17 protein-coding genes and 1 tRNA gene are annotated in these 26,261 nt (G+C 34.2%); 8 read left to right on the forward strand and 10 right to left on the reverse strand.

Translation table 11 applies throughout. From position 1 onward, the window contains the following. Positions 1–22 precede the first annotated feature (22 nt). Positions 23–928, forward strand: a complete 906-nt coding sequence (locus tag BJB63x_RS00980) for a LysR family transcriptional regulator (protein ID WP_078718622.1) — start codon at positions 23–25, stop codon at positions 926–928. 852 nt (positions 929–1,780) lie between these two features. Here the strand turns inward: BJB63x_RS00980 and BJB63x_RS00985 are convergent. The 7 genes from BJB63x_RS00985 to BJB63x_RS01015 form a co-directional block, all read right to left on the reverse strand. Beyond that, a complete protein-coding gene (locus tag BJB63x_RS00985; RefSeq protein ID WP_078718623.1) occupies positions 1,781–2,983 on the reverse strand; it encodes a pyridoxal phosphate-dependent aminotransferase in 1,203 nt (400 codons plus the stop codon). 612 nt (positions 2,984–3,595) lie between these two features. Next, on the reverse strand, positions 3,596–3,805 hold the full coding sequence (locus BJB63x_RS00990) for a cold-shock protein (protein ID WP_078718624.1): 210 nt from the start codon (positions 3,803–3,805) through the stop codon (positions 3,596–3,598). Positions 3,806–4,053: 248 nt separating this feature from the next. Continuing rightward, a complete protein-coding gene (gene carB / locus BJB63x_RS00995) occupies positions 4,054–7,536 on the reverse strand; it encodes a carbamoyl-phosphate synthase large subunit (protein ID WP_078718625.1) in 3,483 nt (1,160 codons plus the stop codon). Between the two features lie 599 nt (positions 7,537–8,135). Continuing rightward, positions 8,136–9,332 carry a glutamine-hydrolyzing carbamoyl-phosphate synthase small subunit gene (gene carA / locus BJB63x_RS01000; protein ID WP_078718626.1) on the reverse strand — a complete coding sequence of 399 codons (1,197 nt, stop codon included), beginning with the start codon at positions 9,330–9,332 and terminating at the stop codon, positions 8,136–8,138. Between the two features lie 891 nt (positions 9,333–10,223). Further along, a complete protein-coding gene (locus BJB63x_RS06645; RefSeq protein ID WP_236823861.1) occupies positions 10,224–10,421 on the reverse strand; it encodes a hypothetical protein in 198 nt (65 codons plus the stop codon). A 457-nt stretch (positions 10,422–10,878) separates the two neighbouring features. After that, a complete protein-coding gene (locus BJB63x_RS01010) occupies positions 10,879–11,130 on the reverse strand; it encodes a GlsB/YeaQ/YmgE family stress response membrane protein (RefSeq protein WP_078718627.1) in 252 nt (83 codons plus the stop codon). Between the two features lie 294 nt (positions 11,131–11,424). Next, positions 11,425–12,657: a mechanosensitive ion channel family protein gene (locus BJB63x_RS01015; protein WP_078718628.1), complete on the reverse strand. Its 1,233-nt coding sequence runs from the start codon at positions 12,655–12,657 to the stop codon at positions 11,425–11,427. A gap of 136 nt (positions 12,658–12,793) precedes the next feature. Here BJB63x_RS01015 and dnaG point away from each other — a divergent pair, with 136 nt between their 5' ends. The 3 genes from dnaG (at position 12,794) to BJB63x_RS01030 (ending at position 17,664) form a co-directional block, all read left to right on the forward strand. Continuing rightward, positions 12,794–14,722: a DNA primase gene (gene dnaG, locus BJB63x_RS01020; RefSeq protein ID WP_078718629.1), complete on the forward strand. Its 1,929-nt coding sequence runs from the start codon at positions 12,794–12,796 to the stop codon at positions 14,720–14,722. 356 nt (positions 14,723–15,078) lie between these two features. Then, complete coding sequence (gene rpoD / locus BJB63x_RS01025; protein ID WP_078718630.1) at positions 15,079–17,085, forward strand: RNA polymerase sigma factor RpoD; 2,007 nt, start codon at positions 15,079–15,081, stop codon at positions 17,083–17,085. A gap of 117 nt (positions 17,086–17,202) precedes the next feature. Further along, positions 17,203–17,664, forward strand: coding sequence for a YcgN family cysteine cluster protein (locus BJB63x_RS01030; protein ID WP_078718631.1), 462 nt, complete (start codon positions 17,203–17,205; stop codon positions 17,662–17,664). 27 nt (positions 17,665–17,691) lie between these two features. Here the strand turns inward: BJB63x_RS01030 and BJB63x_RS01035 are convergent, their stop codons facing one another. Further along, entirely contained in the window at positions 17,692–18,435 is a 744-nt protein-coding gene (locus BJB63x_RS01035; protein WP_078718632.1) for an SIMPL domain-containing protein, read from the reverse strand. A gap of 150 nt (positions 18,436–18,585) precedes the next feature. Here BJB63x_RS01035 and BJB63x_RS01040 point away from each other — a divergent pair. The 3 genes from BJB63x_RS01040 (at position 18,586) to rnhA (ending at position 21,400) form a co-directional block, all read left to right on the forward strand. Beyond that, a tRNA-Ile gene (locus BJB63x_RS01040) sits at positions 18,586–18,659 on the forward strand. Positions 18,660–19,423: 764 nt separating this feature from the next. Next, on the forward strand, positions 19,424–20,476 hold the full coding sequence (gene ispH / locus BJB63x_RS01045; protein ID WP_078718633.1) for a 4-hydroxy-3-methylbut-2-enyl diphosphate reductase: 1,053 nt from the start codon (positions 19,424–19,426) through the stop codon (positions 20,474–20,476). Between the two features lie 456 nt (positions 20,477–20,932). Beyond that, complete coding sequence (gene rnhA, locus BJB63x_RS01050; RefSeq protein WP_078718634.1) at positions 20,933–21,400, forward strand: ribonuclease HI; 468 nt, start codon at positions 20,933–20,935, stop codon at positions 21,398–21,400. A gap of 9 nt (positions 21,401–21,409) precedes the next feature. Here rnhA and BJB63x_RS01055 read toward each other — a convergent pair whose 3' ends face one another. Next, the gene (locus BJB63x_RS01055; protein WP_078718635.1) at positions 21,410–22,288 is read right to left on the reverse strand and encodes a protein-disulfide reductase DsbD domain-containing protein; all 879 of its coding nucleotides are present in this window, start codon (positions 22,286–22,288) and stop codon (positions 21,410–21,412) included. Positions 22,289–22,358: 70 nt separating this feature from the next. Here BJB63x_RS01055 and BJB63x_RS01060 point away from each other — a divergent pair, with 70 nt between their 5' ends. After that, positions 22,359–22,943, forward strand: coding sequence for a YqgE/AlgH family protein (locus tag BJB63x_RS01060; RefSeq protein ID WP_078718636.1), 585 nt, complete (start codon positions 22,359–22,361; stop codon positions 22,941–22,943). A 26-nt stretch (positions 22,944–22,969) separates the two neighbouring features. Here BJB63x_RS01060 and BJB63x_RS01065 read toward each other — a convergent pair whose 3' ends face one another. After that, positions 22,970–25,855, reverse strand: a complete 2,886-nt coding sequence (locus BJB63x_RS01065) for an EAL domain-containing protein (RefSeq protein ID WP_078718637.1) — start codon at positions 25,853–25,855, stop codon at positions 22,970–22,972. Between the last annotated feature and the right edge of the window lie 406 nt (positions 25,856–26,261).

Raw genomic sequence — 26,261 nt, forward strand, 5'->3', positions numbered from 1 at the left:
CAGAAAATGTAAGAGGGAAATTGTGTCAGCGCCATTAGATTGGGATAAATTAAGAATTTTTCATGCTGCGGCAGAGGCAGGTTCTTTTACGCATGCAGCTCAAAAGCTTCATTTATCTCAATCAGCAATCTCGAGGCAGGTTTCATCTTTAGAACAAGATGTTGGAGTAGCTTTATTTCAGCGTCATGCGCGTGGTTTAATTTTAACAGAGCAGGGAGAAATACTTTATCGCACAGCTTATGATATTTTGATGAAGCTTGAAAATGCACGTTTACAATTAAGTGAAAGCTGTGAAAAACCAACAGGACGTTTACGCGTAACATCAACTTTTGGAATGGGAGCAGGGTGGCTTGCAGAGCGTATGCCTGAATTTTTGAGTCTCTATCCTGATATGCAGATTCAGCTCTTGTTTGATGATGAAGAGCTTGATTTGACAATGCGTTATGCAGATTGTGCTATTCGTTTACGTCAACCCCAACAGCCTGATCTTATACAAAGAAAATTATTTACAGTTCATATGCATGTTTATGCTTCAGAAAATTATATTGCAAATTACGGTAAGCCGGAAAAATTATCTGAACTAGATGAACATCGTATTATTTCATTTGGAGAGCCTGTACCGCCTTATTTGGTTGGTTTGAATTGGTTAGAAAAAGCCGGAAAAAGCGATGACTCTGTGCGCGTTTCAATATTGCAAATTAATAATATTATTTCAATCAAAAATGCACTTATGCTTGACCTTGGTATTGCTGTACTTCCTGATTATATTGTGAATAACGATGAGAAACTTATACGTATTTTTCCTGATATGAGTGATATTCCTTCTTTTGATACTTTTTTTTGTTATTCTGTTGCTTTGAGGAATTCAGCAAAGTTAAATGCTTTTAGAGATTATATCTTTTTAAAAGCGCGTAAATGGTCATTTTAAATAATGTTTTATAGACTATTGAATAGTAGAGGTGAAAAAATCTAGTAAGTTATGTGGTTATTACATAGCAGATTTGCTTAAATATTTATTATATTTATTTTTGTAAAATGGGACAAAATATTACCTCTTGATTATGTTTCATCTGAGTGCGTTTTGTTGAGTTTTCCCTGTAAATATCTATGAGATTAATTTTATTTCTCAGGATCTCGTCGATTTGCCGGACATTCGTCCGGCTTTTTTATTTCTGAAAAATATCTCTTTAAATTTTTTCTATAGTTAATTTTATTTTTAAAATTATGAAGAATTAATTGTCACTTATTTTTACAAATCTAAAAAATTTATAACACTAAAGAGAATACAAAATTTACAAATCACCTTTTTGCTTAGAGAAGTAATCAAAAGACACACGAAATCCTACCTTATTGGAAATTTCTGTTATTTCTTTGCGACTATCTTTTATTTTAATGCATCTTATAAACGCTCTTTAAAATTTCAGAGGTTTGAGAAATTTCGAAAGTCTCAAAAAGTATTGCCAATCATGAACTTATGTTACTTAACTTCTATATTTTTTATTGAGCTAATTTATCGTTCATATTGAATAATAAAATAATTTTTTATCTCTTTTAAAAAATTTCGATAAACAAGAACTGTCATTTATTTTTTGATTCATTAATACCACGAAGATATTTAATGTCTAGATATTAGACTTAACTGAGGGAATAAAAAATACCTTACTATAATAGTAATTCTGAGTATCTTTGATTGCGATATTAAAAGATGTGCTGAATAAGGTTAATAATATCCTCCATACCGATTATATAACTGCTTGAACAGATGATAATTGTTAGAAAATTAGTGTAAACTATTACAAAAACGCTGGATACGAAAACAAGCTTCTTCGAGTATTTCATCTGACGTTGCATAGGAAATACGAAATGCTGGTCCGAGTCCAAAAGCAGATCCATGAACGACAGCAACAAATTCTGTTTCCAAAAGGGCTGTTACGAAATCTTCATCATTAGCAATAATTTGACCTTGAGGAGTTTTTTTACCAATAAGCTTTGCACAAGAAGGATAGACATAAAATGCACCTTCAGGTGTTCGGCAGTTAATATCAGGAACTTGATTGAGCATGGAAACAACAAGATCCCGACGTTTTTGAAAAATATTTTTATTTTTCGCTATAAAATCTTGAGGGCCATTAAGTGCCTCTACACCTGCCCATTGTGAAATGGAACTTGTACCAGATGTTTGTTGGCCTTGAATGATGTCCATAGCTTTAATTAATTCATACGGACCACCTGCATAGCCAATTCTCCACCCCGTCATAGAATAAGCTTTTGAAAGACCATTCATAGTCAGTGTACGGCCATATAGTTGCGGTTCCACTTGAGCTGGAGTTACAAAGGTAAAATCTCCATATGTTAGATGCTCATATATATCATCAGTGAGAATATGAATATGAGGATATTTTATTAAAACATCGGTTAATTTTTTTAATTCATCATGCGTGTAAGCAGCACCTGATGGATTTGAGGGAGAATTAAAAATAAACCATTTAGTTTTTGGGGTGATAGCAGTTTCTAGATCTTGTGGTTGAAGTTTATAAAAAAATTCAGCTTTCGTTTCTACGAAAATAGATTTACCACCGTTAAGAGCAACCATTTCAGGATAACTGACCCAATAAGGAGACGGAATGATAACTTCATCATCTTTATTTAAAGTTGCCATTAATGCATTAAAAAGAATTTGTTTGCCACCAGTCCCCACAATGATTTGTTCTGGTGTATAAGTAAGATTATTTTCTCTTTTAAACTTTCCAGAAATAGCTTGACGCAATTCTGGAATACCGGATATTGGTGTATATTTTGTTTCCCCACGCCGAATAGCTTCAATAGCAGCATTTTTGATATTATCTGGTGTATCGAAATCTGGTTCTCCAGCGCTTAAAGAGATGATATTACGACCTAAAGCTTTTAGAGCACGGGCCTTTTGAGCTACAGCAATTGTTGCAGATGGTTTGATGTAAAAAAGCTGATCAGCAATAAAACCCATCGTTTCAATTCCTTTATATAATATAGGCAGGTAACTCTTCGTTATAAAAAGAAAAGATTATGTCGTAAAAAACACAAAACTGCAAGAAAACTGTTAGAAAATTTTATTTTAGACTCAGATTTAATGATTTTAATTTTTTACACTGAGGAAATTTGGAAAAATAAATCTTGTTTTATATTGATGATGAAGAATCTACTTTGTTTTTTACGAGGCATATCAAATTATACAGATACCCTGATTGAAGGGTTATAATTGGTAGATAAACCTAAATAGATCAAGTTGATTGAATAGAAAATTTTTATATGTCTACACAATGTACACACTAATATTTATTATTTTATATCCCCTAATATTAGTAATTTTTTTGATTTGTAGATCATTGTGATTTTATTAAGTTTCTTATTTTTGAGTTTTTTGTTATTTTCAATAATAAAATTTTTCACAGTTATTGGTTGATGTTTTTTATTTTTTTAGACTTGTTATAATTAGTTATGACTGATTTAAATAAAATACGAGAACAATTTAATAATTGTGAAGAGAGAATAATCAATATTTTATAACAAATAAAAAACTCGCCTATGAAGGCGAGATGTTTTATGAAAGAAGCAGACTTTAAAGAGCAGAAAGATTTCCAGCAGAAAATTTTCCTGAACGACGATCTTGAAGAATATCATAAGAGATCTTTTGTCCTTCATTAAGGTAATGTAAACCAGAGCGCTCAACAGCAGAAATGTGTACAAACACATCTGCACTTCCATCATTAGGTTGAATAAAACCAAAACCTTTGGTTGTATTGAACCATTTAACTGTTCCTGTAGACATAGGAAACTCCTTAAGTAATATATATTATGCACTGAGATTTAAAATTCTCACTACAAGTTTAAATCGAAATTGGACAGGAGAAATTTCGTCAGAAGTGCAATTGCACAGAAAAGAAAGTCACGTAACCAAAAATACGATAGAAAATACTATAAAAGATTTTTTGATATAAAGCAAGCTGCATTAACCCCTCTTTGTAATTATCAAAGATTAATAAAGATATCACACTTTTGTGGTGCATAGAAAAAATTTTAAGTAAAGTAGTTTTGCAAAGAGCAAACTTCAAGATTGTTGGTTTTAAGCGCTTGAATAGCTTTTGCTACGGCTTCAGCTCCAGCTACTGTTGTGTAGTAAGGAACTTTTTGCATAAGTGCTGCGTGGCGCAATGATTTGGAATCTGAGATGGCACTGGCAGTATTAGTTGTATTGAAAATTAATTGAACTTTTAGATTACGAATAGCATCTTCAATGTGAGGGTGACCTTCTAGAACTTTATTAATTTTTTCTGCTTTAACACCATTTTCAGCAAGAAATTTTTGTGTTCCACTTGTTGCTAAAACAGAAAAACCAAGATCAATTAAGCATTTGACAGGTTTTAAGATACGTTCTTTATCTTCATCTCTAACAGAAACAAATAAAGTACCCTCTTTGGGAAGATCGATACCAGCTCCAATTTGCGCTTTAGCAAAAGCAAGAGCAAAATCATGATCAAGCCCCATTACTTCACCAGTTGAACGCATTTCAGGACCAAGGAGTGTATCTACACCTGAAAAACGCGAAAAGGGAAAAACTGCTTCTTTAACAGCAATATGTTTTTGTAGCTTGGAAGGTAATCCACCATAAACTTTAAGTGCATTATGGAGGCTTTCTCCGACCATAATACGTGTGGCGATTTTAGCAATTGGTCGACCAATGGTTTTTGCAACAAATGGAACAGTACGCGAAGCACGAGGATTGACTTCTAAGACGTAAATTGTTTCATTTTTAATAGCATATTGTACATTCATCAAACCACAAACGTGTAGTGCTTTTGCTAAAGCTTTGGTTTGATTTTCTAATTCATTAACCAGTTCATGTGAAAGTGTGCGGATTGGTAAAGAACACGCTGAATCACCAGAATGGATACCTGCTTCTTCAATGTGTTCCATAATACCAACAACGAGTGTTTCTTCTCCATCACACAAACAATCAACATCAATTTCTATGGCTTCTGTTATATAGGTATCAAATAGAAGTGGATTTTTACAAAGCAATGTATTAAGCTGATCAATTTTGTTGTGAGGATAATAAGCTTTGATATCTTCTGGTACTAATTCAGGAACTATTTCGAACAAGTAATTCTGCAAATCACGCTTATCTCGAATAATTTGCATAGCACGTCCACCTAAAACATAAGAGGGGCGTACAACTAATGGAAAATCCAGTTCATGAGCTATGAGTTGTGCTTGTTCAATTGAATAAGCAATACCATTTTTGGGTTGTGTTAAATTAAGTTTGAACAGAAATTTTTGAAAACGATCTCTGTCCTCTGCAAGATCAATAGCGTCAGGTGAGGTACCTAAAATAGGGATGTTATTTTTTTCGAGTGCGCTTGCTAATTTCAACGGTGTTTGTCCGCCAAATTGAACAATAACTCCGACTAATTCACCTTTTTCCTGCTCTGTTTTTAAAATTGCTAGAACATCTTCAGTTGTTAAAGGTTCAAAATAAAGACGATCAGAGGTATCATAATCAGTTGAGACAGTTTCAGGATTGCAGTTAATCATGATAGCCTCTAAGCCTGCATCACGCAAGGCTGAGGCTGCATGACAACAACAATAGTCAAATTCAATGCCTTGACCAATTCGGTTTGGACCACCACCTAAGATAGCAACTTTTTTGCGTTCAGAAATGTTTGCTTCTGAGCATTCCATACCTGCAAAAGGTTTTTCATATGTTGAATACATATAAGCTGTAGGTGAAGAAAATTCAGCTGCACAGGTATCAATTCGTTTGAAAACATGTTTAATATTAAGTGATTGGCGTAAGGCAAAAATATAATCTGGTGTTTTTTCAGTGAGCTTTGCTAAGCGCGCATCTGAAAACCCCATAGCTTTTAACATGCGTAAATTATCTGCATCATGGGGAAGCCCATGGATACGGATACGCTGTTCTATTTCGATGATGGATTGTATTTGTTCTAAAAACCATGGGTCAATTTTGCTTATTTGGTGAATTTCGCTCAAGGGTAAGCCTATACGCATTGCTTGTGCTACATAACGTAAACGATCGGGGCTTGGGATGGCAATAGCCGAACGGATAGAATTTTTTTCATCACCTTCAGCATGTTCAGGGAGTATGATTTCATCAAGACCCGTAAGACCTGTTTCAAGTCCACGGAGTGCTTTTTGTAAAGATTCTTGGAAAGTACGACCGATTGCCATAACTTCTCCCACAGATTTCATCGCGGTAGTTAAGACAGACGATGAACCAGGAAATTTTTCAAAGGCAAAACGAGGGATCTTGATGACAATATAGTCAATAGAAGGTTCAAATGATGCTGGTATTGCACCGCCTGTAATATCATTTTTTAATTCGTCAAGTGTATAACCAACTGCTAACTTAGCTGCTATCTTTGCAATTGGAAAACCGGTTGCTTTTGAAGCAAGTGCTGAAGAACGAGAAACACGTGGGTTCATTTCAATAACAATTAAGCGACCATTTTCAGGATTGACGGCAAACTGCACGTTAGATCCACCGGTTTCAACACCAATTTCACGAAGCACCGCAATTGAGGCGTTGCGCATAATTTGGTATTCTTTATCGGTTAAGGTGAGAGCAGGAGCAACAGTAATAGAATCACCGGTATGAACACCCATAGGATCAATGTTTTCAATGGAGCAGATAATGATACAGTTATCCTTTTGATCACGAACAACTTCCATTTCATACTCTTTCCATCCCAAAATACTTTCTTCAATCAAAACTTCCGTTGTTGGTGAAGCTTCAAGTCCACGTTCGATAATTTCGTAAAATTCAGAGCGGTTGTAAGCAATGCCACCGCCTGTGCCACCAAGTGTAAATGAGGGACGGATAATGGCTGGAAGTCCGATAATATCAAGAGCTTGAACCGCTTTTGCGGTGGCATGTGCTATATAATGTTGTTTGCGATTAGCTTCTGCACTGCACCAATCCTGTTCAAGCTTTTCTAACGCTTGATCAAATTCATCACCAGAAAGTTCGTTTTTAAGTTTATTATATGCTTTTTCATATAACCGGCGATTTTCTTCTTTGAGCTCAGTTGCATTAGCTAACATAGAACGAGGTGTTTCTAAACCAATTTTTGCCATTGCTTTGCGAAATAAAGCACGATCCTCTGCCTTATCAATAGCATCAGCATTGGCACCAATCATTTCAACATTATAACGGTTTAAAATTCCCATTCGCTTTAAAGATAAAGCGGTATTAAGTGCTGTTTGTCCTCCCATGGTTGGTAAAAGCGCATCTGGACGTTCATGAGCGATAATTTTTGCAACTATTTCTGGAGTAATAGGCTCAATATAGGTTGCATCTGCTAAATCCGGATCAGTCATAATGGTGGCAGGGTTAGAGTTCACCAAAATAATTCGGTAACCTTCTTCTTTTAAAGCCTTACAGGCTTGTGTACCTGAATAGTCAAATTCACATGCTTGACCAATAATAATAGGACCTGCTCCAATGATAAGAATAGATTTTATATCTGTGCGTTTTGGCATGGCTTTTTCCTATGACAAACACCCGTGCGCAATTGCGGTAGGCAGAGTATTAAATTTTGGCTAAACTTGCTTTATAGGTTAATAGACCAAGAAAGTAATCCCTAAAATGCCTTTTTTATACTTTTTCTTTGGGGATAATGCTTTCAAATAATGTGTTTTTATAAATAGTGATTAAATGCTGTCAAAATCAAATGATGAAAGTAGTTAATTGAGCCCAGTAATGTTAGCTAAAAGAGGAGGCATTTAAAGCATTATTCTTATGCTAAGATAAAAATGTTATAAAATATTTTTTTGTGTGTAGTTATGATGATAATTAACATTATATTTCAAGTTTAATTTATGTTTAAATATAGCTTGAGCTAATTTTGGCTGTAATGCTGTTGAGTCAAGTTTTATGTTAGACGGGCTTGAGAGTGATCATAGTATTATTTTTTTGAGTTATGGCAGTTTATAGATAAATTATCTCTCTATGCTTATGATTCCCAATATGATCAGAAGGGTATTTTTGGTAAATGTTCAGGAACTGCTTATACTAGTTTACAAAAGATACAGGCTTTTATGCGAATTTTAAGAAAAATCTGGACATAAAAATTATATGATTAGGTTGTTTTTTTATAATCTACAATCAAGTTGCGAAAACGTTGAAAGAGATAATGGCTGTCTTGAGGCCCAGGCGAAGCTTCGGGATGATATTGAACAGAGAAAATCGGCTTTTCAAGAATTCGAATGCCACAATTTGAACCATCAAAGAGGGAAATATGTGTTTCCTCAACATGTTGTGGTAGTGATGTTTTATCTACAGTAAAACCATGATTCATTGATACAATTTCTACTTTGCCAGTAGTAAAATCTTTAACAGGATGATTAGCACCATGATGCCCTTGATGCATTTTTATAGTTTTCGCTCCTACAGCAAGAGAAAGAAGCTGGTGACCAAGGCATATGCCAAAAAGTGGTATGTTGCAATCAATGAATGTTTTGATGGTTGGAACAGCATATTTAGCCGTAGCATTTGGATCTCCTGGACCATTGGAAAGAAAAATACCATCAGGATTCATAGATAGGATTTCATCTGCATTTGTAGATGCTGGCACAATAGTTACACGTGCGCCTAAAGCCGATATAAGACGAAGAATATTGCGTTTAATGCCATAGTCAATTGCGACAATATGAAAATTACGTTTGCTATTTAAACTATAACCTTTATTCCATATCCACGGTTTTTCATTCCATTCTATCAATTGTTTGGATGTTACTTCTTTTGCAAGATCAAGGTTGATAAGACCAGACCATTTTTGTATACGCTTTTTTAAAGCATTTACATCAAAATTTCCGTTTGGATCGTGAGCAATTATAGCATTTGGTACACCCTTTTCACGGATAAGAGTGGTTAGTGCTCGTGTATCAATATCGTAAAGTGCAATAATTTTGCGTTCTTTAAGCCATTGATTTAGATTCTCACGTGCGCGGTAGTTAGAAGGACCAGTAATATCCGCTTTGAAAATGGCACCAACTGCGCCATGGTAATTGAGGGGGGTAAGGTCTTCAATATCTTCTCGATTAGTTCCTACATTACCAATGTGAGGAAAAGTGAAATTAACAATTTGCCCTGTATATGATGGGTCTGTGAGAATTTCTTCATAGCCTGTTATGGCGGTATTAAAGCATACTTCCGCTTCAACAATTCCTGTAGATCCTGCACCTTTACCTTCAATCACTGTTCCATCGGCTAAAACCAGAAGAGCTGTAGGTTTATTTATGCTCCAAGGACTGGGAAACGAGGTGGTTTGTATCATCGTTTGTGCTCACAATTTACTATCTGAAGGCATAATAATCAAAGTCGAGCAAAAACCGCGCAACTATAATAAATGCTGTATATTGTTATTGTAATTTTCTGATTGGCATTAAAGTATAAGTATATTCTGTGAGGAGGTAAAGATCAGTTTTTAAGTTTTCTAAAACTGTATTATGAATTATTTTTTTTATTCTGCATTACAGGGTATTTAAAAATTGATGAGGGTTTTTGCTTTCATTTAAATAAATTGGATGAATTTATGTATCATAACTGCAGTTAATATGACGGACAAAATCGATTAGAAGAAATAGAGTGAAAGATATTTTTGTATATGCTACAGCTAAAAAATGAGTAAAGTTGGAAATGAATGATAGTTGGACACAATTATTTTAGTTAAAATAATTCGACAACGTAAGAAAGCAGTATTTATCGAAAAATCAGTTACTTGAAATGAAATAAAAAAATTAATAAGAGGACTGTTAGTTGTGAATTTTGTTTCATCAGCGTTATGGAAAAGAAATTGAATGCGATTTCGTTAGGCTTTAAAGAAAACGAAATACATAAATGAAAAAATCGCGATACAATAAAGAAACGGTATGTAAGATATCATTTTCTAAAGTTAATAATAATCTTTGTGAAACACTAAAGTCAAAAAATATACCAGAGCGTTTTAAAATTGTTATATTTTTCTCAGATAATTGGTAGCTGTGTGATATTGATAAAATAATTCAACTCGGCAACAAGTTATGTCGTGGAAAGATTTTTAAATGGAAAAGCTATGATTATTTGCTGGTATGAAGACAAAACATTCCTATTTTATTATAGAAAGCTTGTGATGTATATAACTTTAAATCTTTTAAAAAAATTTCAATTATAATCAGCGGTTTACCTATTAGACGAAGACGAGAACAGCATATCCACAAATGCCCCTTGTTGGCCAAAGGTGAATATAATCACGGGTTAATTCATTATTGCTAAGCAAATGACGTTCCAATGGTACGTTTTCTAAATGCATTAGAGCTTGATTATGATCGAGCATTTCTTTTGTTATGACTGTACGTCCCAGTAGCCAAGGTCGATTATCTCCCATTAGCACAATTTAGTGTAACCAGTAGTGTGAACTGTTTAGAGGGTGATCAGCCTCCTCTTCTAATTCATTATCCTTTATAAAACATTCACATTGCGGTTCAGTATGTACTAAATGGTCTTGATCAGGTAGCTAATTAATTTTTGAAAAGCAGAAACTCTTATGTCTCTAATCGTTCTATTCCACATCTCAAACTGATTATTGGAGAATACACACCGTCAATATGAGTATAGCACAGAGATGCACAAGAAAGAAGTTAGACATAAGATTTTAAAAGTAGTAAGTTTTTCATTTTTTTATTTTCCATTTTTTTAGCTCATATTTTGTAATAGGTAGTGTTGTATAAGAGTTGTAAACAGAGTGATTATCTTACCGGGTTGTGATAGCTACAATTACATAATAAAGGCTTATTTTCTTTAAGAAAGTAATAAAAACACCGTTTAAAAAATGAATAAATGTTTTATGATCGAATTTTTCGGCCAATCCATATAAGAATGCAGGCTCCAATAAAACCTGAAATCAAATAACCAAACCAACCAGCAAAATTGATTTTTAAAAAACTTAGAAGGAAGCTTGCTGATGCAGAACCAACAATACCCAGGATAATATTTAAAAATATTCCTGTTCGGCTATTCATAAAATGTTGTGCAACCCAACCTGAGAGTCCACCAATAATAATAGCTAAAATCCAGCCAATATATGTATTTTCCATTCTACTCTCCTATGTCTAAACTTAAACTGTTATCTTTGAACTTAAAGTAAAAACTAGAGTAAGTTGTTTCAAGGTCAAGATTTATCTGTTGAGTTATTTAAAGAGAGCTTGTTGTTTAGAAGTTTATTATAGTTTTTTGTTGTTTTTCTTAATCAATGATTGAATACAATCCATACAGCAAAGATAATTGTTGTTTCAACGAGGTAATTATTAGCTGTTTGTTTATGAAAAGGATCTTTTAGGTAAGAATTTGAGAGTATTATTTGTTTTTCTAAAATAGAATAGATTATTATTTTATTTTGTTTCCAATGTATATTTTAGATTATAACCTGCACGTGTCAAGTCATAGCCACATGGATTTTGAAAAAGTTTGAGACCAAAATCAGGGAGAATAGAATAAAGATGATCAAAAATATCAGCTTGAATTTGTTCATATTCTTCCCAAATGGTGGTATTCGTAAAGCAATAAATCTCTAGGGGTAAACCATTTGGAGTAGGAGGTAATTGTCGTGTTATTAAAGTCGCATTTTTTTTAATATTTAGATGCTCTTTTAAATAAGATAAAACATAAGCACGAAAGGTACCGATATTAGTTAAACGGCGAGTATTGGCGAGTACATCGTGATTTTTTTCTAAGCGAGCATTCCATTCATTAATTTCGGGTATTTTTTGTGCAAAGTATTTTTCTAGTAGATTAAATCGTGCCAAATATTCCTCTTCTTCTTTCGTGTGAAAGCGTATACTTGCTTGATCAATAAGTAAGGATCTTTTAATACGTCTTCCACCTGATTCTTGCATACCACGCCAATTTTTGAAAGGATCAGTTACAAGTTTACGAATAGGGACTGTAGTAATTGTTTTATCAAAATTTTGAACTTTTACAGTATGAAGCGCAATCTCAATAACATCACCATCTGCACCGAGATTAGGAATTTCAATCCAATCTCCAACGCGTACCATATCGGTAGATGAAATTTGAATTCCTGCAACAAGAGAAAGCAACGTGTCTTGAAAGATCAAAATCAAAACAGCTGCCATTGCACCAAGACCAGAGAAAAGGATAAGTGGTGAGCGGTCTATTAATGTGGCCAATATAAAAATAGCAGTAAGAGTAAAAAGCGCAATTTTGGCTATTTGAATGTACCCTTTTATTGGTTTTAACCTTGATGTAGGTCTTTGTTCGTAAAAGGTATTAATAATATTAAAAAGAGCAGAAATTGTTAAAGCAACGATAAAAATGATAAACGCATTAGAAACATTCTTGATAATCATACTGAGTACATTAGGCAATGCCGGTATAAAATTGATACCGGTTGAAAGAATAAAAGCTGACGCAATATGAGCTATATACTTAGTAATATTTTCAATGTCGGTTGTTGTATTTTTGTGTAGAAAAGCAGCAAGTTGTTTTTTTCCATTAATAAGTAAGATGCGTGCTAAAAAATTAACTAAAAGTGCAATAAGAACGAGAAAAATTAACCAAGAGATCATTTCTAGCGGTGGATATTGAACAAAAAATTTGGGCACTTTTTCTGTCTCCATTTCTGAGCTATATGCAATTATTCATTTAGAAATTCGTTTATTACTTAAGATGAAGTGTTGGAATTATGCTTTAAAGTAATTAAAATAACAAATAAAGAATTTTCAAACTCTGTGAGAGATAATGCGTATTCCACCTGATTTTCTTGATGAGATTCGCGCCAGATTACCGATTTCAACGGTTATTGGCCAAAGGGTGAAATTTGATCCAAAAAAAAGCAAGCCTTCACGTGGTGATTTTTGGTGCTGCTGCCCATTTCATGGTGAAAAAACTCCAAGTTTCCATTGTGATGATCGTCAAGGTCGTTATTATTGTTTTGGTTGTAATACAAATGGTGACATTTTCACCTTTCTTTGCGAACTTGATGGATTGCGCTTTTCGGAAGCTGTAGAGCGTTTGGCCGATTTTGCAGGTATGAAATTACCTGTTTTTGATTCACAAAATCATAAAGGTGAAATAAAAAAAAGTGATCTTTATGATATCATGAAAATAGCAGCCGATTTTTTTCAAAATAACTTACACCATCAAATCGGGGCCCAAGCACGTCATTATCTTGGTGAACGTGGGGTGACATTAGAACTAGCAAAGCGTTTTCAGATTGGGTTTGCTCCAGTAGGGCGTACGGCTTTGAAAGATGCATTGAGCGCACGTGGTATTTCGCTAAAGCAGATGGAGGATTGTGGTCTTCTTATATCCGGTGAAGATATTACTACTCCCTATGATCGGTTTAGAAATCGTATTATATTTCCTATTGAAGATTTACGTGGCCGTGTGGTTGCTTTTGGAGGTCGTTCGTTAGATAAAAATGCACGAACAAAATACCTAAACAGTCCTGAAACAGTTCTTTTCCATAAAGGTAATACGCTTTATAATGCAGCGTCTGCTCGCAAAAATAGTCGTTTCTCAGGAAGGGGAGAAACACATTCTATTCTTGTTGTTGAAGGCTATATGGATGTAATTACCTTAACTAAGGTTGGTTTTGAAAAAGTAGTAGCTCCTTTAGGGACAGCATTGACGGAAACGCAAATTAAACTTTTATGGCAAATAGAACCTAATCCGATTTTGTGTTTTGATGGAGATGATGCCGGTTTAAAAGCTGCTTTCCGTGTTGCTGATCGTGTGCTTCCTCTTTTAAAAGCAGGAATGTCTGTGCGTTTTGTTTTATTGCCAGATGGCAAAGATCCAGATGAAATTATTCGTGCAGGGGGTGTGCATCTTTTTTCTTCTTTTGTTCAAAAGTCAATTCCGTTGATTGAGCTTTTATGGTGGCGTGCTACTTTTGGAAAACATTTTACAACCCCAGAAGTCCGTGCTGCATTGGAGAGAGAACTAAAACAGCAAATATCGACAATTAAGGATCAAGATATACGCCGCTATTATTTTCAAGATATAAAAAGACGGCTTTTTGATTTTTTTCGTTCATCTTTTTTGAAACAAAAGAATGAAGAGAGATATATTCAAAATCAAAAAGATGGAATATTTAAAGGTCAATCTTTTTCTGCATTGGCAAATTCTAATATAGTTCGCAGTTCAAAACATTTTATTCCTTTACGCGAAGCAGTTATTTTGCTGATTTTAGCGCACTACCCTGAATTGTGGTACGAGAATTTCGAAGTTTTTTCAGAATTAGAATTAAAAAATGATCAATTAATAAGTTTACATCAGTCTATGTTGGAAATTCTTGGAAATCAACAGTTGTGTGATAAAGAGATAATGGCTGTATTTTTGGAAAAAAAAGGGCTAAAATCTATTTTAGAGCATATAGATAGCCTTGTGCGAAAAGTTGGTATGCGGATTACTTTTGGGGGAGCTTCTATAGAAGATGCACGTGCTGTGTTAAAACAAGCTGTTTACTTGCATCTTAAAGAACACCACCTACATAAGAGACTACAAGATATCGAAGAACAACTCATAAAAAATCCTAGGGATGAGGTTTTTGATCTACTTTGTGAGACGAAAGCCGAATTGGAGCTAGCGCAAGCAACAGAGGCTTTAATTGAGGGATTCGGATCTTGGTTTTGCGAAAAAATATATGAGAGTAAACAAAAATAGAATAAAATGATTCGCTTTTTAAAAGCGAATCAGTCACCAAGTCGATATAGAAGTCTATTATAGAAGTGGCGTTTTTGTGAAGAATTTTTTATGAAGAATGATGACTAAATTTTAGGAAAAGCGGGAAATTGGTTCTTACTATGTGGTGCAGATATTTTCTCAGAAAGACTGAGAAATATCGGGAAGGCTTCTATAGTGTTCCCGTATTTTTGTATGAAAAGGTGTATATAAAAGTGTGTCTTTTTGAATAGAAGATTAATCTCATCAGCAGTGCATATAAGAAATTTTTTGCGCTAAGTAAGAATACAATAAGCTGATCACATGAAACTTACGTGGTGATCAAGTGGAGTTAACAGATGGCAACAAAGGTTAAACAAAAAGATAGTATAGAAGAAATGAGCAAAGTGAGCTCTGATGGTCCTCTTCTTGATTTTTCCGATGATGCTATCAAAAAAATGATTAAGCTCGCCAAAAAAAATGGCTACGTGATAATGGATGAATTGAATGCAGCTCTTTCTGCTGACGAATTCACCTCTGAGCAAATTGAAGATACATTGGCGATGTTTTCTGAGATGGGCATTAATGTTATAGATGATGAAGATGAGATTGATGCTGAGCAATATGAGGAAGAAATCGCAATAGAAGGTGGCGATTTAGTAGAAGCAACGAGCTATGCAGTTGCAACAACATCTAAGCGTGAGGTAGCTGATCGAACTGATGATCCGGTCCGTATGTATTTACGTGAAATGGGGGCTGTTGAGCTACTCTCACGTGAAGGTGAGATTGCTATTGCTAAACGTATTGAGGCTGGACGTGAAACAATGATTTCTGGGCTTTGTGAGAGTCCTTTAACATTTCAGGCTTTAATCATTTGGCGTGAAGAGTTGAAAGAACAGCGTATTCTTCTTCGTGAAATTATTGATCTTGAGATGACTTACGCTGGTCCAGAAGCAAAGCAAGCCCCCATTATCGAGCAGAGTGAAGTAAAAAAGATAAAAGAGGAAACACCATCTTCTAGTATGCGTGATATGGATGATGTGGAAGAAGATATAGAGGAGGAAGATGATGACGAAGATGATGAAGTTAACTTATCGCTTGCGGCAATGGAAAATGAATTATGCCCTCAGGTTGTAGAAACTTTAGACTTTATTGCTGAGACTTATGTAAAATTACGCAAACTGCAAGATCAACAAGTTGAAAGCAGTTTATCATATCGCAAAGAAAAGCCTCTTTCATCTGCTCAAAGAAAACAATATACTCAATTGAAAGATGATTTAATCCAAGCAGTAAAATCTCTTTCTTTGAATCAAAACCGTATTGAGGCATTGGTTGAACAACTTTATGATATCAATAAGCGTTTGATACATAGCGAAGGTAAGCTGAAGCGGCTTGCTAGTAACTATGGGATTGGGCACGAAGATTTCTTAAGAGAATATCAAGGTCGTGAGTTAGACGCAGATTGGGTTAATTATATTGCAGCTTTATCAGGGCGTGGTTGGAAAGAGTTTTCAACTTGTGAAGCCAAAGTTATTCAGAGTTTGCGTAGTGAAATACAAAATCTTGCGCAAGAAACTGCTATTTCAATTGGTGAATTTCGTCGAATTGTTACACAAGTACAGAAAGGGGAGCGTGAAGCTGCTATCGCTAAAAAAGAAATGGTGGAAGCTAATTTGCGTCTTGTGATTTCAATTGCCAAAAAATACACTAATCGTGGTTTACAATTTCTTGATCTTATTCAAGAGGGCAATATCGGTCTTATGAAGGCTGTTGATAAATTTGAATATCGCCGTGGATATAAATTTTCAACTTATGCGACATGGTGGATTCGTCAAGCAATTACACGTTCTATTGCTGATCAGGCACGTACCATTCGCATTCCTGTTCATATGATTGAGACAATTAATAAAATAGTTCGTACATCGCGCCAAATTTTACATGAAATTGGACGTGAACCTACGCCAGAGGAACTCTCTAACAAACTTTCTATGCCATTAGAAAAAGTGCGAAAAGTGCTTAAGATTGCGAAAGAACCTATTTCACTTGAAACTCCTGTTGGTGATGAAGATGCTTCTCATTTAGGTGATTTTATTGAGGATAGAAACGCGTTATTACCAATTGATGCGGCTATTCAAGCTAATTTGCGAGATACAACAACGCGTGTTCTTGCTTCATTAACGCCGCGTGAAGAACGTGTTTTACGAATGCGTTTTGGTATTGGAATGAACACTGATCATACATTAGAAGAAGTTGGTCAACAATTTTCAGTTACCCGCGAGCGTATTCGTCAAATCGAAGCAAAGGCACTTCGTAAGTTGAAGCATCCCAGCCGTTCACGCAAATTACGCAGTTTTCTTGATTCTTAATTGAAAACAATGGCACATTTTAAAGATAGATAAAAAAATATAATATGAATAATAGATCAAATTTTATTTATTTTATTCTTTAAGTGAATTTTCTTAGGAAAGGGATATGTTCTGTTTATGAGTGAAGAAATTCCATTTTGGAAAAGTAAAAAATTGGGGGAAATGTCTACTACTGAATGGGAAAGTCTTTGTGATGGTTGTGGGTGTTGTTGTTTGCATAAATTAGAAGATGACGATACTGGTGATATCTATGCAACTAGTATTGCGTGTCGTCTTTTGGATAAAGATACATGTCAGTGTAAAAACTATGCTCACCGTAAGTCAATTATTCCAGATTGTGTATTATTGGATATTGCTACTGTTAAAGCTGCTAATTGGTTACCAGAAAGTTGTGCTTATAGGTTGGTTAATGAAGGTAAAGATCTTCCATGGTGGCACCCATTAGTCTCAAAAAATTTTCAAACAGTACATCAAACTGAATTTTCTGCATCTAAGCAGATTAAAATTTATGATGATAAACTATCGTCAGTAGAATCTTATTGCCAATATATCACCGGAATTCTCTATAAAAACCGATGATATAATTATTTTATTAAATAGTTGATGTTATTCGTCGATAGCAAATGTTATGGTGACATTAACATTATAATTCAATTCACCTCCTGAAAAATTTGTATCTGTGTAACTTGCAGGCTGCGATCTACTCATGAGCCGGGGTGTTGGGTAATATCCATTGTTACTTTCATTAATTGTAATAATTTTTCCCAATTTTACATTTGCTGCTTGAGCTAAAGTTTCTGCTTTTTCAATAGCTTCAGCAATAGCTTTTTTACGTGCTTCTTTGTACAATGGTTTCGTATCGGCATTGGTAAATGTAATGCCATTAACAGAATTAACACCAAGCGCCATTGCTTGATCAAATATTTTACCAGCATTGGCAAGATCACGGATATTTACTTTTAAAGAATTTGAAACATGGTAAATTATTTCATCATTCTTTTTTTCTCGTTTTTTATCTGAATTAGTTTGGTAAATAGATAAGCCTGATGTTTGCAAGTCATTTGCTTGAATACCATTATTTTTAAAAGTATTCAAAATGTTGTTCATAAATTTATTATTCGCAGCTAATGCTTTTTGGGCAGTTGTGTCATGAGTAACAACGGCTAAATTAATAATTGCCATATCTGGCGTTGCTTGGTTTTCACCAGTTGCTGTAACCGTAATTGTTGGTGCATCTTTGATCTTTTCTTCAGCATGTACGAAGAGTGAAGTAGATAGTAGAGATAATACAGTCAATATCAACAACTTCATTCGGTAGATGTTCAACAGTTGAAAAATTATTTTAGTCATGTTCATTCCTTATAATTATATATTCTATTACTTTCCCATTTTTGGTACTCATTGTAAAGGAATTAGGGCGCTGAGAGAAAAAAAACGAAGTATAATTAAAGCAAGCTCTTGTATAAGAGGATATTTTAGTTTAGAAAAAGCACATTTGTGGGGCCTGTAGCTCAATTGGTTAGAGCCAGCGGCTCATAACCGCTTGGTTGGGGGTTCGAGTCCCTCCGGGCCCACGTTTCCCTAGAAAAATCAATATTTTCATTCAAATATGGGGGATTTTATAGTTATTAATTCTATTAATCTCTTTAAAATCTGTACTTTGATTTTTTTTCTAAGTTTGAAAACTAATTTTTTATGATAGAAATTTTTCGTAAAATGCTATGTTTACGAAAAGCAGACTTATAGGGGGCGATGTTTTATTAACTAATATAAACTGCAATTCTGAGATGGAAGTTTATGCATATTTGAAGGCAAATGTTTTGTCAAAAGATAAGAGCTTATACTTGTAATGCTAAATTTTAAAATATTTCATCAAAAATTATTAGATACTAAATGAGAGAATTTCTTTCATATCCAAGAAATATGAATGTATGGATGAAGGAAGTAACAAATGCTGAGAAAAATATCGATTTGACTAGTGAGAAAAAAGTATAATAATGGAAGATAGCTATTGTTGGAAGATTAGAACAAATTCTGATATGAGAAGATAATTATGTAAAAATGCTATAATTAGATATTATTGACCGATAACTTGCTTGCGTGATCTATAGTGATTTGTACAATTATTTTCGTGCTGTTAGCAAAAGTGGTGATGTATTGTTACTTTTTGATGTGAAAAGAAAAGTTGTATCGAATGATTTGATACATTTATACCATTGGATAAGCGATGATTAATAGTCGTAAGGGGAATATGTTTAGTTTTTCTTTTTACACTGTCTGTATATAACATTAACAATAATAAGTTTGGGTAAAAGTTTATAGATATTAAGGATGAATTATGTCTGTACTTCCTCCTTTAACAATTCGCTTGTGTAGCCCGCGCGGGTTTTGCGCTGGTGTTGATCGTGCCATCCAGATTGTTATTCTGACATTAAAAAAATATGGTTCTCCAGTATATGTTCGTCATGAAATTGTACATAATCGTTATGTTGTTGAGGGATTGCAGAAGAGGGGAGCTATTTTTATTGAAGAACTTCATGAAATACCTGAGGCAAATCGTAGTCGGCCTGTTATATTTTCTGCTCATGGTGTGCCAAAATCTGTACCAGAAGAAGCTGTTCGTTATAATCTGTTTTATCTTGATGCGACATGTCCATTGGTTTCTAAAGTTCATAAACAAGCAGTTCGTCATCAACGTTATGGTCGTCATGTTATATTGATTGGTCATGCTGGTCATCCTGAAGTAATTGGAACCATGGGGCAGCTTAAAGAAGGAGCTGTAACATTGATTGAAACGGTAGAAGATGCCTTACATTATCAGCCGGATAATCCGAATGAATTAGGATTTGTAACACAAACAACACTCTCTGTTGAAGATACAGCAGAGATTCTCAATGTATTACAACGACGTTTTCCTAGGTTAACAGCTCCAGCAGCTGAATCAATTTGTTACGCTACTACTAATCGACAAGATGCTGTTAAGGCAGCGGCATTGGGGAGTGATTTATTTTTAATTGTTGGCTCACCAAACTCATCTAATTCTAAACGTTTGGTAGAGGTTGCTGAAAGATTTGGTGCGCGTCAGTCTATTTTAATTCAACGTGCTAATGAAATTGATTTTGATAATCTAGGTATTCTTTCAGTTATTAGCCTTTCAGCTGGTGCATCAGCTCCTGAAATTATTGTTGATGAAATTATTACAGCTTTTCATACGCGTTATGATGTCAAAATAGAATTAGCTGAAACTATAGTGGAAAAGGAAACATTTTTAGTAAATCGTGAATTGCGTGATATTAATTTATCCTCTCAAGATATAGCTTTTATTAAAGGACAAGCAGAGATATTAAAAAACAAAAATGGTGATAAAAGCACGCGTGAAAAAATGAAATAATAGCAATTATATAAAATGATTCTCAGAATTTTTAACGTGTTATTTAATAAGTTGTCTCTCTTATCAACGAAAAGAGAGGATACTGAAAATCTTGAATTTTATACAATAGAAAGAATGCTCATTTTAATACTTATAAAAAGTTTTCAAAAGATAATTTATTTTTATGTATTTTTCTGCAGCATTTATATCTAATTTTCTTGTTATGATTAGTTTTTAAAAAAAATTATAACACGATACTTAGTTATATTGAAAAAAGGTATATAGGTCGGCAATTTTAATGTGCATTATTATTGCAAGATAGGTTCTAGTTTAATGTGGCTTTACAATATATTCTTAGAATTAATTTAATGAGCTTTCAGATAATTTTGTTGTTCAAAAAAATCGTTGAAATATTAGTATGAACCTTATTTTTGGAAGTAATGTGAACTTTTTAGCTGAGGTGGAGTTTTTCATGTTATGTTAGATCGAAAAAAAGTCATTGAAATTTATACAGATGGTGCTTGTTCAGGAAATCCTGGTTTAGGAGGATGGGGAGCAATTTTACGCTGGAATGGTCATGAGCGTGAACTTTATGGTGGGGAAGTGTATGCGACCAACAATCAAATGGAACTTATGGCGGCAATTCGCGCGTTAAATATTCTAAAGGAATCATGTTCAGTTGATCTTTATACCGATTCAACTTATGTGCGTAATGGGATTTCTACGTGGCTTGAGAGGTGGAAAAAAAATAATTGGTGCACTGCATCAAAAAATCCTGTTAAAAATATGGAATTATGGCAAGCCCTTGATGATGTCTGTTCTCACCATGATATCAGATGGCACTGGATAAAAGGTCATACTGGCCATCCAGATAATGAGCGTGCAGATGCACTTGCACGTAAAGCAATTACTGAATATCGTGAAAATGAACGTTTTTCAGAATAATTTTTTATTTTATGGAATGACAGTATGGCTTGATTGTGTGTTTATTGTGAATGTTCCACTTAAAGCATGATCTTTATAAGAAGCTGTATAAAAGACTGTTTTCTTTAATTCACCTGAAGCGAAATATATAGGTGCACTAAAAACTGCATATCCTTCATGATCACTTATCTTTTTTGCTGGTCCAATTTGCATTGTTCCTCCATCTAAAAAGAGAGCAGAAGTTTTGATTATTTGATTATTTTTTATTTTTATTAAAAGGGTATTCCCATTTTTTTCGGCATGTATTTTTAATACATTATGTGCTGTATGAGGTAAAGCATCTTGGGCTTTTTTTAATAAGGATGGGGAAAGAAAAGTATTATTTTGGTTAGATGAGTAAAAATTAAAATCAATATTAAAAGGGATACAAATTTCATCACACATTCCAAGGGTTAAAGAACCACTTAGATTTTCGTTTGAACCAGAAACATTAAAGGGCAATACGACTTTATTTTTATAGCCTAATGACCAGTCATTTTCTGTTTTGTAGAGTTGTGGTGTAGGATAGAAAATTTCATAAGACACTTTTTGGTTAAAATTAAAAAATGGCGCCATGCCCGAATTTCCAGGGTTTCGCCAATAAGTTTTCCATTTTGGTTTTAAAGTAATTTCAATAATGCCATTTTTTACTCCAGAAAGGGAAGATGAAGTTATAGCTAATCTGGCACGACCACCTTCTGATTCATGCCAAGGTGTTGCAATAAGATGTGGATTTTGTTCTGCTTGAGAATTAATAAGGAAGTAGAAAAATCCTAAAAATACAGACATTATTTTCAAAATTACTAAGAGATTTTTCTGAAAAGTATTTGAAATTCTTTGTAAATTTGGAAATATTTGCAATTTTTTCATTTGAGCTTTATTCTTTGCTAGTATTGACTTAGTTAAAGTTGAAAAATTGGATTATGGAGACTATCAAATTATGAAACAGCGTGAAGGATTTTTGAATGGGCAGTTGCTCATAGCAATGCCCGGAATGAATGACAAGCGCTTTGTTCGTTCTGTTATCTATATTTGTGCCCATTCTGATGCTGGTGCTATGGGAATTATTCTCAATCAGTTGCACAATATTAATTTTCCTGAGCTTTTGCTTCAGCTTGGAGTGATTAACCAAAATCAAAAAAATTATCTTTCTGAGCCAATAAAAAAGTTTCCAATACGTTGTGGTGGGCCCATTGATACATCTCGTGGTTTTGTACTGCATTCAGATGATTACGCTTGTGAAGCAACCATATCTATTACAGACAAAATCTGTCTTACTACAACCCTTGATGTGTTAAAAGCCATGAGTTGTGGGCAGGGGCCACAACATGCCCTTATAGCTTTGGGCTATGCTGGATGGAAAGCAGGACAGCTTGAAACGGAGATTTATGCAAATGGCTGGTTGATTAGTCCTACATCTCCTAGTTTTCTTTTTGAAAGTAATATCAGTAGTAAGTATGATGAAAGCTTCATTCGCATGGGGATTAGTCCAACCTCTCTTATTTCTGAAATAGGTCATGCATAGATTATTTCTTGAAGCTTTTTATAACATTAATTATTATAGATATAAGAGAAGTGGTTTTGAACGAGAGTGATTAATTCTTCGACGGCAATTGGTTTAGTAACGATTGTACTTTGAACATATTTACAGCCTTCTTGTCGTAAAAAAATAGCTTCTTTTTCATTTTCTACACCTTCTGCTATGATCTGTAAATTAAGATCAGTAGCCATTCTAATAATTGATTTAAGCACAAGTTTTTTCTTAGGTGAATCGATTGAGATAAGTGAACGATCTAATTTAACCATGTCGAATGGATAACGGACAAGATATGTAAGTGATGAATAACCTGTTCCAAAATTATCCAATGCTAGATTCATTCCTAATGCTTTAATCTGTTCAAAAAAATGAGCTGATTGTTCAGGATTTTTTCTTAAAACAAGCTCAGATATTTCTATCATTAATCGTCCTTTATTGACCGGATTACGAAGAAGAGTAGAGCGTAATTGATTTATAAAGTCAGGATGAATCATTTCCGCGCTTGGTAAATTGATAGAAATAAAGAAAGGATGTTTAGCACATTTTTCTTGTATATTTATAAGATCTACAATAGCTTGATCAATAATGAATTGTACCAAATCCATAACGAGCTGTTCGCTTTCTACGATTTTGATAAAATCATGGGCATTTAAATGTCCATGATTTGGATGGTGCCATTCAACGATTGTTTCAAAACCAATAATTTGTCCATCTGATAAATTAAGAATAGGATGGTAGAGGATTTTTATTTCATTACGCTTGATAGCATGGTGAATATCTTTGTTTATACTGTTATGCTCGAGATCTAAAGTACGAAAATTGGGACGAAAGGGTTCAATGTGATTACCACCCATTTGTTTCGCATGGATCATTGCTAATTCACTATCGTTGAAAATATTTTGAGCAGTTGATCTATTATCGCTCCATGTAACCAACCCAATGGATACGGAAAGCATTATAGTTTTCTCTTCAAGAGTAATAGGCGCTGAAATTGTTTTATGCAGATGATTCGCAAACATTGCAATTTTTTGGGGTTCTGTTTCGCTTAATAAAATAATTGCAAAACGATCTGCAGAGAGGCGTGATAAGGTGTCTTGTGAGTTAACAAGACGGCTTAAACGACGTGCAATTATTAAGAGCACAGTGTCCCCAAAAGCTATACCTAATTTGCGATTAATTTGACGAAAATTATCGAAATCAATCATAAAAATGGTTGGTCTAATTTTTATATTTGCTTTAGCTAAAGAGGCATAATTCTGTAATCTGTCGAGGAAAATTTGTTGGTTAGGAAGACCGGTTAAGCTGTCGTGAATTGCATCGTATAGTAAACGTTCTTCGGCTTTTTTATGATTAGTAATATTGACAATACTCCCAATAACACGGGTAATCTTTCCATCTTTTTGGATAGCTGGGCGTGCACGAAGAGAAAACCAATGATAATGGCCACCACCAGAGGAAAGGCGAAAAATTTGATCAATGCGTCCCTTTTTATGTTCAAGAATGATATTTAAAACAGCCTGAAAACGTTCACGGTCATCATAATGTAAGGCTGAAACCCAGTCATTCATAGTACCGTTAAGTTTACAGGCTTCAGCACCAAAAAGTGTTGTCATATCTGGGTGAACAGTAATGCGGTCACGCTCGACATTCCAGTCCCAAATGATACTTCCAGCTCCTCTTGCGGCTAGAACTTGTCGTTCGAGATCGGAAAAAATTCCCTCATGAAAAGCATCATTAGAAAACGTTTGTTGCATAACAAGAAAGCTGATAAGAAGGACAATAAGGACTAATCCTCCTGCTAAAGCTGGTTGAACAATATCATTATCTAAATATCCTATTATGCAGGCATACGCTTCAAGAGACCAAAAGCTAATTAATAACCATGTTGGAATAAGCATGATTGCACGGTCATATCTACGGATTGAAAAATAGCCGATCAAGATAATACCAAGTATAGTTGTGAGACCAAATAATAGGCGAGCGATTCCAGCTGCTCTAGTAGGATCATAAATGGCAAATGCTCCTAATCCGCAGAGAGATATAATCCATATAATTGCACCATAGCTAAAGTGATAATGCCAACGGTTGAGACAAAGATAAGTAAACAGAAAAATAAAGAGTGTTGCAGCGAGTGCAACTTCTGTACCAGCACGCCAAATTGGCTCTGTTATTGGTGTAATTGCAAAGAGTTTATTCAAAAAATTGAAATCAATACCAATGTAGAAGAGAACAGCCCAAGCAACAGCAGCTGTTGCAGGGAAAAGACTTGTTCCACGAACGACAAATAAAATAGTTAATAGGAGTGACAAAAGTCCTGATATACCAAGAAGTATACCATGATAAAGTGTATAGGAATTAATTGTATCTTTATAAGCTTCAGGTTGCCATAGATAAATTTGTGGTAGATTTTTAGAACTTAGTTCTGCAACAAATGTAATCACAGTGCCAGGGTTGAGAGTGATACGAAAAATATCTGAATTTGCATTAGTTTGACGATCAAGAGAAAAACCTGCACTTGGCGTGATAGATTGGATACGTACTGACCCAAGATTTGGCCACAGAAGACCTGAATGAGCCATCCGATAATGAGGAACAACAATAAGACGGTCAATTTGTTCATCTGTTGGATTCGCAAGGGCAAATACTGCCCAGTTTCCAGAAAAATTTTCACTTTTTGCCTGTACTTCGATGCGCCATATAATGCCATCTGGTCCTGGTGCTGTACTTGTTTGGAAGATAGAGTTATTGGTGTGATGAATTTCGATAGCTTTGGACAGATCAAGTGCTATATCTTGAGGAGAAATTTTTATCGGTTCGATTGCTTGTGCTGATGCAAGGTGTACAAAAAGGCTAATTATTATAACAAGAATGATATTGATTATTTTACTCAAACTCTTCACGCTGCCTCACTCTCAGTATTTGAAGCTATTTAATTTTAAACGAGATTTTCAAGAAAATACTACTACTTTTTATTTTTATAAAAAGTAGTAGTTGTTTTCTTTTGAAAAAATTACATGATTTTATACAAAAATAAATCAGATATCTGCTCGCACCAATGAGTCTTAAAATTAACGGAATTTTGTTCTTTTTAAAAGGAAAAATTCAACTATTCATTGTTAGATTTCACGCAATATACTCTTGTTTATTTAAATTATTTATCATATGAAGTATTGAGTAGGCAGTTTTTCTTGCTTTCTTGATAAAAGTTTCCCAAACTTATTTAATAAAAATAATTTTATAATATTATGTGCGTATTTTGGGGTTTAGAATAATTTATGAGTATCAAATTATAATTTTTTCTAATTG

This window comes from Bartonella sp. JB63, assembly GCF_002022665.1.
Classification (GTDB): domain Bacteria; phylum Pseudomonadota; class Alphaproteobacteria; order Rhizobiales; family Rhizobiaceae; genus Bartonella.

What these genes read in the sequence shown, in the direction of transcription:
- rnhA (WP_078718634.1), top strand. Translation starts at nt 20,933, where the DNA reads ATGTTAGATCGAAAAAAAGTCATTGAAATTTATACAGATGGTGCTTGT.
- BJB63x_RS01030 (WP_078718631.1), top strand. Translation starts at nt 17,203, where the DNA reads ATGAGTGAAGAAATTCCATTTTGGAAAAGTAAAAAATTGGGGGAAATG.
- ispH (WP_078718633.1), top strand. Translation starts at nt 19,424, where the DNA reads ATGTCTGTACTTCCTCCTTTAACAATTCGCTTGTGTAGCCCGCGCGGG.
- BJB63x_RS01060 (WP_078718636.1), top strand. Translation starts at nt 22,359, where the DNA reads ATGAAACAGCGTGAAGGATTTTTGAATGGGCAGTTGCTCATAGCAATG.
- dnaG (WP_078718629.1), top strand. Translation starts at nt 12,794, where the DNA reads ATGCGTATTCCACCTGATTTTCTTGATGAGATTCGCGCCAGATTACCG.
- BJB63x_RS00985 (WP_078718623.1), bottom strand. Translation starts at nt 2,983, where the DNA reads ATGGGTTTTATTGCTGATCAGCTTTTTTACATCAAACCATCTGCAACA.
- BJB63x_RS06645 (WP_236823861.1), bottom strand. Translation starts at nt 10,421, where the DNA reads ATGGGAGATAATCGACCTTGGCTACTGGGACGTACAGTCATAACAAAA.
- rpoD (WP_078718630.1), top strand. Translation starts at nt 15,079, where the DNA reads ATGGCAACAAAGGTTAAACAAAAAGATAGTATAGAAGAAATGAGCAAA.
- BJB63x_RS00990 (WP_078718624.1), bottom strand. Translation starts at nt 3,805, where the DNA reads ATGTCTACAGGAACAGTTAAATGGTTCAATACAACCAAAGGTTTTGGT.
- carB (WP_078718625.1), bottom strand. Translation starts at nt 7,536, where the DNA reads ATGCCAAAACGCACAGATATAAAATCTATTCTTATCATTGGAGCAGGT.
- carA (WP_078718626.1), bottom strand. Translation starts at nt 9,332, where the DNA reads ATGATACAAACCACCTCGTTTCCCAGTCCTTGGAGCATAAATAAACCT.
- BJB63x_RS01010 (WP_078718627.1), bottom strand. Translation starts at nt 11,130, where the DNA reads ATGGAAAATACATATATTGGCTGGATTTTAGCTATTATTATTGGTGGA.
- BJB63x_RS01035 (WP_078718632.1), bottom strand. Translation starts at nt 18,435, where the DNA reads ATGACTAAAATAATTTTTCAACTGTTGAACATCTACCGAATGAAGTTG.
- BJB63x_RS01055 (WP_078718635.1), bottom strand. Translation starts at nt 22,288, where the DNA reads ATGAAAAAATTGCAAATATTTCCAAATTTACAAAGAATTTCAAATACT.